The organism is Streptomyces sp. NPDC020807, assembly GCF_040641575.1.
Taxonomy (GTDB): Bacteria; Actinomycetota; Actinomycetes; order Streptomycetales; family Streptomycetaceae; genus Streptomyces.
Genome location: NZ_JBFADU010000031.1, coordinates 67,853 through 75,735, shown reverse-complemented (window position 1 = coordinate 75,735; position 7,883 = coordinate 67,853). Strand labels below are relative to the sequence as shown.

Below are 7,883 nucleotides of genomic sequence, written 5' to 3'. Positions count from 1 at the left end.
ATCGGCGGCCTGCCCGCCGTCATCCCCACCGTCACCGGCCGCGCCTGGATCACCGGCACCGCCCAGTACTTCCTCGACCCGGACGACCCCTTCCCGGCGGGTTTCCTGCTCTGACCTCGCGCAGACCGGGGGGCCGGGGAAACGTGACATTGTACGATGCTCCTCCGTGACATCTCGGAGGACGCGCGATGGGTGACCTGAAACAGTACGGCCTCGTGAGAGCCCAGGAGCGGCTCCGCGACCAGGTCGGGCATGCCCTTCGAGCCGCCTTGATAGCGGGCGAGCTGCGCCCCGGTCAGGTCTACTCGGCGCCGGGTCTCGCCGCCGACCTCGGCGTCTCCGCGACCCCCGTCCGTGAGGCGATGCTCGACCTGGCCCGCGAGGGCCTGGTCGAGCCCGTCCGCAACAAGGGCTTCCGCATCACCGAGGTCAGCGAGCGCGACCTCGACCAGTTCACCGAACTGCGCACCCTCATCGAGGTCCCCACCATCGCCCGCGTGACGCGCCTGGCCGCGCGCGAGCAGCTGGAGGAACTCCGGCCGGTGGCCGAGGAGATCGTCTCCCGCGCGCGGGAGCACGACCTCATCGGCTACCTGGAGGCCGACCGCCGCTTCCACCTCGCCCTGCTCGCCCTCTCCGGCAACGAACGCCTGGTCGAGACCGTCGGTGAACTCCGCAAGCGCTCCCGCCTGTACGGCCTGACGGGCCTCGACGAGGCCGGCAAGCTGGTCTCCTCCGCCGAGGAACACCTCGAACTCCTCGACCTGATGCTCGCCGGGAACGCCGACGGCGCCGAGGAGTGCATGCGCCGCCACCTCGGGCACGTCCGGTCCCTCTGGGCCGACTCCCGTGACGAGCCGGTCGCCATCGGCGCTTCCGGGACTTCCGGGACTTCCGGGAGCCCGGCGGTGTCAACCGCGCTCTAGCGAGAAGGAATTGGCTGATTCGCGACACCCCGGTCGTTCCGGCCGGCGGTGACGGCGCGGAATGCGCCCGACCCTTGACAGGGTCGGGCGCATTTATATGCTATCGCCATGTATCTCGCCGAGGACGCCTCGACTCCCGCAAATGGCACAGGACTTGACGACGCCCCGGCGTCGACGCACGCCTCCGGACGCGCGCCCGTGCCTCCGGTCGCCGCCCGCCTGGCCCGGGTCGAGGCGTCGCCGGTACGCGAGATCCTCGCCCTCACCGCCCGCCCCGACATGATCTCCTTCGCCGGCGGCCTGCCCGCCCCCGAGCTCTTCGACGTCGACGGGATCCGGGCCGCGTACGACGGCGTCCTCGCCGACAGCGGACGCAAGGCGCTCCAGTACTCGACCACCGAGGGCGACCCCGAGTTGCGCACCGCGATCGCCGAGCGCCTGGCTCTCCGTGAACTGCCCACGGACCCTGCCGACTTGCTCGTCACCACCGGCTCACAGCAGGCCCTCACGCTGCTCACCGCCGCGCTCGTCTCCCCGGGAGACGTCGTCCTCGTCGAGGACCCCTGCTACCTCGCCGCCCTGCAGGCCTTCGCCTTCGCGGGCGCCCGCGTCGTCCCCGTACCCACCGACGACCAGGGCATCCTCCCGGCCGCGCTGGAGGAGATCGCCGCGCGCGAGAAGGCCACCCTCCTCTATGTCGTCCCGACCTTCCAGAACCCCACCGGCCGCACCCTCCCCGCCGACCGCCGCGCCGCCGTCGCCGAGGCCGCCGCGCGGCACGGCTTCTGGATCGTCGAGGACGACCCGTACGGCGAACTCCGTTACGAGGGTGAGCGCGTCCCCTGGATCGCCGCCGAGCCCGCGGGGGCCGACCGCACCGTCCTCCTGGGCTCCTTCTCCAAGATCCTCGCGCCCGGCCTCCGTCTCGGCTGGCTCCGGGCCCCCGTCGGCCTGCGCCGTGCCTGCGTGATCGCCAAGCAGGCGTCCGACCTGCACACATCGACCGTCGACCAGCTCGCGGCCGCCCGCTACCTGCGCGACAACGACCTCGACGTCCACGTCGCCAGGATCAGGGCCGCGTACCGCGAACGCAGGGACGCGATGCTCGCGGGCCTGTCCGGCGCACTGCCCGAGGGCAGTGGCTGGAACCGGCCGGAAGGGGGCATGTTCGTCTGGGCGACCCTGCCCGCGGGCCACGACGCGACGACGCTCCTGAAGGCGGCGGTCGGTCACGGGGTGGCGTACGTGCCCGGGGCGCCGTTCTCCAGCGGCGAGCCGGACCCGGCGGCGATCCGGCTCGCGTTCACCACGCACTCGCCGGACGAGATCCGGGAGGGGCTCCGCAGGTTGGCGAAGGCCTTCGCCTGAGCCCGCGCGAGGCCCCCGGCCCCGCCGGGAGGCCGTCGCGCCTCTCATCCGCTCGTGTCGTTGTTGGGCCGAACGGGTGAGGGGCGGGAGGATGGGTGCATGAGTAGGTACGAGAGGTACGACGTCACCGACGAGCAGTGGGAGGGCCTCGCCCAGGTCGTCCCCCTGCGCGGCCGTGACGAGTGGCCGTCCAGGGTCGACCACCGCACGATCCCCGAGCAGTACGAGTCCGAAGAGCAGCGCCGCATGGTCGTGCTGCGGGTCCAGGTGTTCGCCGACGCCCGCGAGGTCGCCGAATACCTCATCGCCCAGATCCCGGTCCTCCTGGACCTGACGAGCGCCGACACCGACGTCGCCAAGCGCATCCTCGACTTCAGCAGCGGCGTCGTCTTCGGTCTCGGCAGCGGCATGCACCGCGTCGACCGGAACGTCTTCCTCCTCGCCCCGGCCGGCACGGAGGTCGAGGGCGTGATGGGCGACGACGGGGAGGAGGAGGCGTACGAGGAGGAGTACGAGGAGCGGTACGAGGGCAGGTACGGGAGTGACGCCGAACGTGATCGTCGGACCGGAGTCCCTCGATCGTAGGAAGGTCTTCCTGAGGTAACGGTTCGTCAGGGAATGGGCTGCGTACGGTCCGGGCATGGATCTCAACGGCGGCAGCACGCTCGCCCGCACGCCCCAGGCCCACCTCTCGACCTCATCCGTCCCACCCGCCCCTCCTGTTCCATCGACCGCATCGACCGCATCGACCCCATCGACCTCCCTTGTCCCTCACGGCCGTACGCCCTCCGGGGGAGCCGTTCCGTCGCAGCCCGCGCGGGGGATCGCCCGGCCCGTCGTGACCGAACTCCGCCTCTCCGCGTTCGCCGGCCACCGCGGCGCCGTCCACCCCATCGGACCGGTCACCCTCTTCGCCGGCCCCAGCGGCAGCGGCAAGTCGACCGCCCTGCGGGCGTACGAGGCGCTCGCCGGGCTCGGCGCGGGCGACTCGCTCCACGAGGCCTTCCCCGACGCCGTCGACCTCGTCCCCGAACGCGCCCGGCCCGACGCCCAGGGGCGGCGCGGATTCCGGATCGGATGCACGGTCGACGGCCCGGCCGGCCCGGTCCACCTCGACCTCGCCGTCCAGGCCGAGCCCCGGCTCCGTATCGTCGGCGAGCGACTCACCGGCCGGGGCCGCGTCCTGCTCGCCACCGCTCTGCGCGACCCCGGACGCGCCACCGTCCAGGCCGAGTGGCACACCGCGGGCGCCACACCCGTCACACGGGCACCCCTGCCCGACGACCTGCTCGGTACGGCCCTGCTCCCGCTGCGCGTGGCGGGAAAGACGCCCGGACAACTGGAGGTCCTGGCCGCCGCCGAACAGGTCGTCATCGCTCTGCGGTCCGTCTTCCCCTGCGACCCCGCGCCCGAGACCATGCGCGCCCCGGTACTCCCGGGCGAGGGGCGCCTCCGGCGCGGCTGTGCCAACCTCGCCGAGGTCCTGCACCGCACCCAGTCGGACTGCCCGCGCCGCCACCTCCGCCTCGCGACCGTGGCCCGGGCCGGCTGCGTCGGGCCCGTCACGGGGATCGGGGCCGGCGAACTGCCGGACGGCACCGTGCGCGCCGTCCTCGAAAGGGGCGAGCGGCCGCCGACTCCGCTCGGCCGCCTCGGGGACGGCGAACTGCGCTACCTCGCGCTCGCGCTCACCCTGCTCACCGGCCCCGGTGTGCTCGCGATGGACCGGATCGCCGAGGTGCCCGAGGCCATGCAGAGCCTGACCCTGCTCACCGACGGTCTGGACCGGGGACTCGACGGGCGTCAGGTCCGCGAACTGCTGCGTCTCGCGGCGGAGATCGCGGCCGACGGGCACGTCCGGCTGGCGGGGACGGTGGGGGAGCGGTCGACGGAGGAGGCGCGGCGGACGCCCGGGGTGACGGTGGTAGACCTGGGAGGGTGACAGGGAAAGAGACAGACAGTGGCAGTACGTCCGACCGCGGCGACCTGGCGGCGCTCCGGCGCAGGCTGGCCGCCTTCGCCGCGGCGCGCGACTGGCAGCCTTACCACACGCCCAAGAACCTGGCGGCGGCCCTCAGCGTGGAGGCCGCCGAACTCCTGGAGATCTTCCAGTGGTTGACGCCCGAGGAGGCGGGACGGGTGATGGAGGACCCCGGCACGGCGCACCGGGTCGAGGACGAGGTGGCCGACGTGCTCGCCTATCTGCTCCAGTTCTGCGAGGTGCTCGGGGTCGATCCGCTGGCCGCGCTCGCGGCGAAGATCGACAGGAACGAGGTGCGTTTCCCGGTTCGACGCCGATCGTGAAGGAGCTGGTCACTCTTCGGAGTGATCGGCTTTTCCCCATCGAGCCTACTGTCCACAGATTTCCGAATTCCTCTGGTGGCGGGGCTCAGGCGGCCTCACTCTGGGTAGTGGAATGAGTGGGCGGCAAGTCGTGTGAACGGGGGCGGCGTTGATGGAGGCGGAAAGGCTGATCGCGGCCGGGCGGCAGGCGCTGGCGGGGAGCGGGACGGCACAGGACATCGTGGCGGAGGCCTGGCAGGCCCAGGCCCTCGCCCAGGCGATGGGGAGCCATCTGGCGCTCTGCGGACCGCTGGAGGTGCGTGGCGAGGCGCGGGGACTGAGCGAGATCGGGGAGTATCCGGCGTGGGGGGCGGCAGGGCCGCGCGCGGCCCAGCTGACGGAGGTCGGTGATCCGTTCGCGGCGCTGACGGCGCTGGGCGCGCTCCTCGGGGAGGTCGGGATCGCGCTCGTCGGGGTGGCCTGCGCCACCGACGAGGAGGGGCTGTACTGGCAGTGCATCGAGGCCATCGACGCGGTCGACGAGTCGAACGACCGGGTGGGCGGGATGCTGCGGCGACTGGCGGTCCGGGACCGGGACCGTGAGCGGGCCCGCCCGCCCGACCCGGCCCGGGGGCGGGCGGGCCCCGGCCAGGGTCCGACGTGAACGGCGGACGGCGCTCGGCCGGGGGCCGTCTGGTGACGGCGGGAGAGCTAGAAGGAGGACGGAGCGCCGTCGTGCGGGCGCCGGGTCCCGGCGTCGTGCGTGTACGTCTCGCGCGTGGACGTCTCAGGCGTGGACGTCTTGTACGCGGACGTCTCGTTCGAGGACGTCTTGTACGCGGACGTCTTGTACGCGGACGTCTCGTACGTGCCGTCCTCGCCGTGCTGCGGCTGCTCCTGGTCCGTGCGGTCGGCCGAGGACTGGATGTCGGCGTCCAGCTGGGAGAGGTCGGCGGAGAGCGCCGCCATCAGCTCCTCCATCTGCTGGAGCAGGCCCTTGGGGGCGGGGGTGCCGGGCTGGGGCCCAGACGGCTCGGACACGGCCCGCTCCGGCGCGGCTTCCTGGGACATGGCGGCCTCCTCGGCCCGGACGCCGCCACCGTGGACGGGGCGCGGGCGAGAGCGACGCACCGGCAGCGGCCGCCGGCACGTGGGCCGGGCGGTCCGGCTCCGCCCGAGCCAACGACGGGTCCCGTCCACGGTCACTGGCCAGGGCGGACGCGTCCCGCCAGGGGGTCGGATATTTCACCCGACCGGGCCGGAGCGGCCTGTGGGCTGACGACGAGGTTGACACGGCCGGTGCAGGCGTCGGCGCGGGCGGCGCCGCGACGGGCGGCACGGTGGACACGCACCCGACGGTGCAGGATGGAGGTATGGATCTTCGCATTTTCACGGAGCCCCAGCAGGGCGCCGACTACGACACCCTCCTCAGGGTCGCCCGGGCGACCGAGGACCTCGGTTTCGACGCGTTCTTCCGCTCGGACCACTACCTCAGCATGGGTTCGTCCGACGGGCTTCCGGGGCCGACGGACGCGTGGATCACCCTGGCCGGTCTCGCCAGGGAGACCCGCCGGATCCGTCTCGGCACGCTGATGACCGCGGGCACCTTCCGGCTACCCGGCGTCCTGGCCATCCAGGTCGCCCAGGTCGACCAGATGTCGGGCGGCCGGATCGAACTCGGCCTCGGCGCGGGCTGGTTCGAGGAGGAGCACAAGGCGTACGGCATCCCGTTCCCGAAGGAGAAGTTCGGCCGGCTCGAAGAGCAGCTGGCGATCGTCACCGGACTGTGGGAGACCGAGCGCGGCAAGACGTTCTCGTACGAGGGCGAGCACTACCGGCTCACGGACTCACCCGCGCTGCCGAAGCCGGTCCAGGACAGGATCCCTGTCCTGATCGGCGGGCACGGCGCGAGCCGCACGCCCCGGCTGGCCGCGCGGTACGCGGACGAGTTCAACATGCCGTTCGGCTCGCTGGAGGAGACCGAGCTGCAGTTCGGCCGGGTGCGGGCGGCGGCGGAGGCGGCGGGCCGGGCGGCCGACGACCTCGTGTACTCGAACGCGCTGGTCGTGTGCGTCGGCAAGGACGACGCCGAGGTCGCGCGGCGGGCCGCCGCGATCGGACGGGAGGTGGACGAGCTCAAGGCGAACGGTCTCGCGGGTTCGCCGGCCGAGGTCGTCGACAAGCTCGGGCGGTACGCGGCCCTGGGGTCGTCCCGGGTGTACCTCCAGGTTCTCGACCTGCACGATCTGGATCACCTGGAGCTGGTCTCCGCCCAGGTCCAGTCGCAGCTGGGCTGAGGGGGGCGACGATGAAGCCGGTCCGCGCGCTCGCCGAGGCCCTCGGAGAAGGTCCGGTCGTCCTCGACGGAGGGCTGTCCAACCAGCTGGAGGCGCAGGGATGCGACCTCTCGGACGAGCTCTGGTCCGCACGGCTCCTCGCGGACGGCCCCGAGCAGATCGAGGCCGCCCACGCGGCGTACGTGCGGGCCGGCGCGCGGGTGGTGACCACCGCGAGCTACCAGGCGACCTTCGAGGGTTTCGCCCGGCGGGGAGCGGACCGGGCGGAGACGGAGCGGCTCCTCGCCCGGAGTGTGGAGCTCGCCCGGCTGGCGTCCGGACAGGTGACGGAGGAGGTCTGGGTCGCCGCGTCGGTCGGGCCGTACGGGGCGATGCTCGCGGACGGCAGCGAGTACCGCGGGCGGTACGGGCTCTCCGTAAGGGAGTTGGAGCGCTTCCACCGGCCGCGCGTAGAGGCGCTCGCCGCCGCGGGGCCCGACGTCCTCGCCCTGGAGACGGTGCCGGACGCCGACGAGGCCGAGGCGCTGCTCCGGGCGGTCGCGGGGTGCGGGGTGCCCGTGTGGCTCTCGTACACGGTCGCGGGCGGCCGGACGAGGGCGGGCCAGGAGCTGGCGGAGGCCTTCGCCCTCGCCTCGGGGAACGACCAGGTCGTGGCGGTCGGCGTGAACTGCTGCGATCCGGAGGAGGTCGGCGCGGCCGTCGAGCTTGCCGCCGCCGTGACGGGCAAGCCCGTCGTGGTCTACCCGAACAGCGGAGAGCTGTGGGACGCGGAGGCGCGCGGCTGGTACGGCACCGCCACGTTCGGCCCGGCGGAGGACGAGGGGAAGGGGGCTTCGGCGGCGGCGCTGGCCGCCGACTGGGCGGGCGCCGGGGCCCGCCTGATCGGGGGTTGCTGTCGGGTCGGCCCGCGGACGGTAGCCGCGCTCGGCGGGGGGCCGGCGGGCTGGGACCACCCGGGCGGCGCTCGGAAAATGCCTGGTTGACCGGGTGCCGGGGTGTTCATACTCGG

Annotated in this window: 10 protein-coding genes; 9 read left to right on the top strand and 1 reads right to left on the bottom strand. The window is 73.2% G+C overall.

From position 1 onward, the window contains the following. From AB0G79_RS30130 to AB0G79_RS30100, 7 genes are all read left to right on the top strand, one after another. On the top strand, positions 1-114 hold a 114-nt coding region (locus AB0G79_RS30130), incomplete at its 5' end, for a proline racemase family protein (RefSeq protein ID WP_360811998.1). 74 nt (positions 115-188) lie between these two features. Further along, positions 189-926, top strand: coding sequence for a GntR family transcriptional regulator (locus AB0G79_RS30125; protein ID WP_360811987.1), 738 nt, complete (start codon positions 189-191; stop codon positions 924-926). Between the two features lie 279 nt (positions 927-1,205). Further along, the gene (locus AB0G79_RS30120) at positions 1,206-2,294 is read left to right on the top strand and encodes a PLP-dependent aminotransferase family protein (RefSeq protein WP_360811996.1); all 1,089 of its coding nucleotides are present in this window, start codon (positions 1,206-1,208) and stop codon (positions 2,292-2,294) included. Positions 2,295-2,393: 99 nt separating this feature from the next. Then, positions 2,394-2,879: a cell division protein SepF gene (locus tag AB0G79_RS30115; RefSeq protein WP_360811985.1), complete on the top strand. Its 486-nt coding sequence runs from the start codon at positions 2,394-2,396 to the stop codon at positions 2,877-2,879. A gap of 55 nt (positions 2,880-2,934) precedes the next feature. After that, on the top strand, positions 2,935-4,236 hold the full coding sequence (locus AB0G79_RS30110) for an ATP-binding protein (protein ID WP_360811983.1): 1,302 nt from the start codon (positions 2,935-2,937) through the stop codon (positions 4,234-4,236). Beyond that, the gene (locus tag AB0G79_RS30105; protein WP_360811981.1) at positions 4,233-4,598 is read left to right on the top strand and encodes a nucleotide pyrophosphohydrolase; all 366 of its coding nucleotides are present in this window, start codon (positions 4,233-4,235) and stop codon (positions 4,596-4,598) included. The genes AB0G79_RS30110 and AB0G79_RS30105 overlap by 4 nt, the downstream gene beginning before the upstream one ends. A 151-nt stretch (positions 4,599-4,749) precedes the next feature. Beyond that, positions 4,750-5,241: a DUF6099 family protein gene (locus tag AB0G79_RS30100; RefSeq protein WP_360811979.1), complete on the top strand. Its 492-nt coding sequence runs from the start codon at positions 4,750-4,752 to the stop codon at positions 5,239-5,241. 47 nt (positions 5,242-5,288) lie between these two features. Here the strand turns inward: AB0G79_RS30100 and AB0G79_RS30095 are convergent, their stop codons facing one another. Further along, the gene (locus AB0G79_RS30095; RefSeq protein ID WP_360812000.1) at positions 5,289-5,648 is read right to left on the bottom strand and encodes a hypothetical protein; all 360 of its coding nucleotides are present in this window, start codon (positions 5,646-5,648) and stop codon (positions 5,289-5,291) included. A 302-nt stretch (positions 5,649-5,950) separates the two neighbouring features. Between AB0G79_RS30095 and AB0G79_RS30090 the strand changes: the two genes are divergently transcribed. Both AB0G79_RS30090 and mmuM read left to right on the top strand, forming a co-directional pair. Continuing rightward, the gene (locus AB0G79_RS30090) at positions 5,951-6,874 is read left to right on the top strand and encodes an LLM class F420-dependent oxidoreductase (protein WP_360811977.1); all 924 of its coding nucleotides are present in this window, start codon (positions 5,951-5,953) and stop codon (positions 6,872-6,874) included. Between the two features lie 11 nt (positions 6,875-6,885). Continuing rightward, the gene (mmuM, locus tag AB0G79_RS30085) at positions 6,886-7,857 is read left to right on the top strand and encodes a homocysteine S-methyltransferase (RefSeq protein WP_360811975.1); all 972 of its coding nucleotides are present in this window, start codon (positions 6,886-6,888) and stop codon (positions 7,855-7,857) included. Positions 7,858-7,883: the final 26 nt, after the last annotated feature.

Excerpts from the sequence above, each read along its gene's own strand:
- AB0G79_RS30120 (WP_360811996.1), top strand. The coding sequence starts at position 1,206 with ATGATCTCCTTCGCCGGCGGCCTGCCCGCCCCCGAGCTCTTCGACGTC.
- mmuM (WP_360811975.1), top strand. The coding sequence starts at position 6,886 with ATGAAGCCGGTCCGCGCGCTCGCCGAGGCCCTCGGAGAAGGTCCGGTC.
- AB0G79_RS30095 (WP_360812000.1), bottom strand. The coding sequence starts at position 5,648 with ATGTCCCAGGAAGCCGCGCCGGAGCGGGCCGTGTCCGAGCCGTCTGGG.
- AB0G79_RS30125 (WP_360811987.1), top strand. The coding sequence starts at position 189 with ATGGGTGACCTGAAACAGTACGGCCTCGTGAGAGCCCAGGAGCGGCTC.
- AB0G79_RS30090 (WP_360811977.1), top strand. The coding sequence starts at position 5,951 with ATGGATCTTCGCATTTTCACGGAGCCCCAGCAGGGCGCCGACTACGAC.
- AB0G79_RS30115 (WP_360811985.1), top strand. The coding sequence starts at position 2,394 with ATGAGTAGGTACGAGAGGTACGACGTCACCGACGAGCAGTGGGAGGGC.
- AB0G79_RS30110 (WP_360811983.1), top strand. The coding sequence starts at position 2,935 with ATGGATCTCAACGGCGGCAGCACGCTCGCCCGCACGCCCCAGGCCCAC.
- AB0G79_RS30100 (WP_360811979.1), top strand. The coding sequence starts at position 4,750 with ATGGAGGCGGAAAGGCTGATCGCGGCCGGGCGGCAGGCGCTGGCGGGG.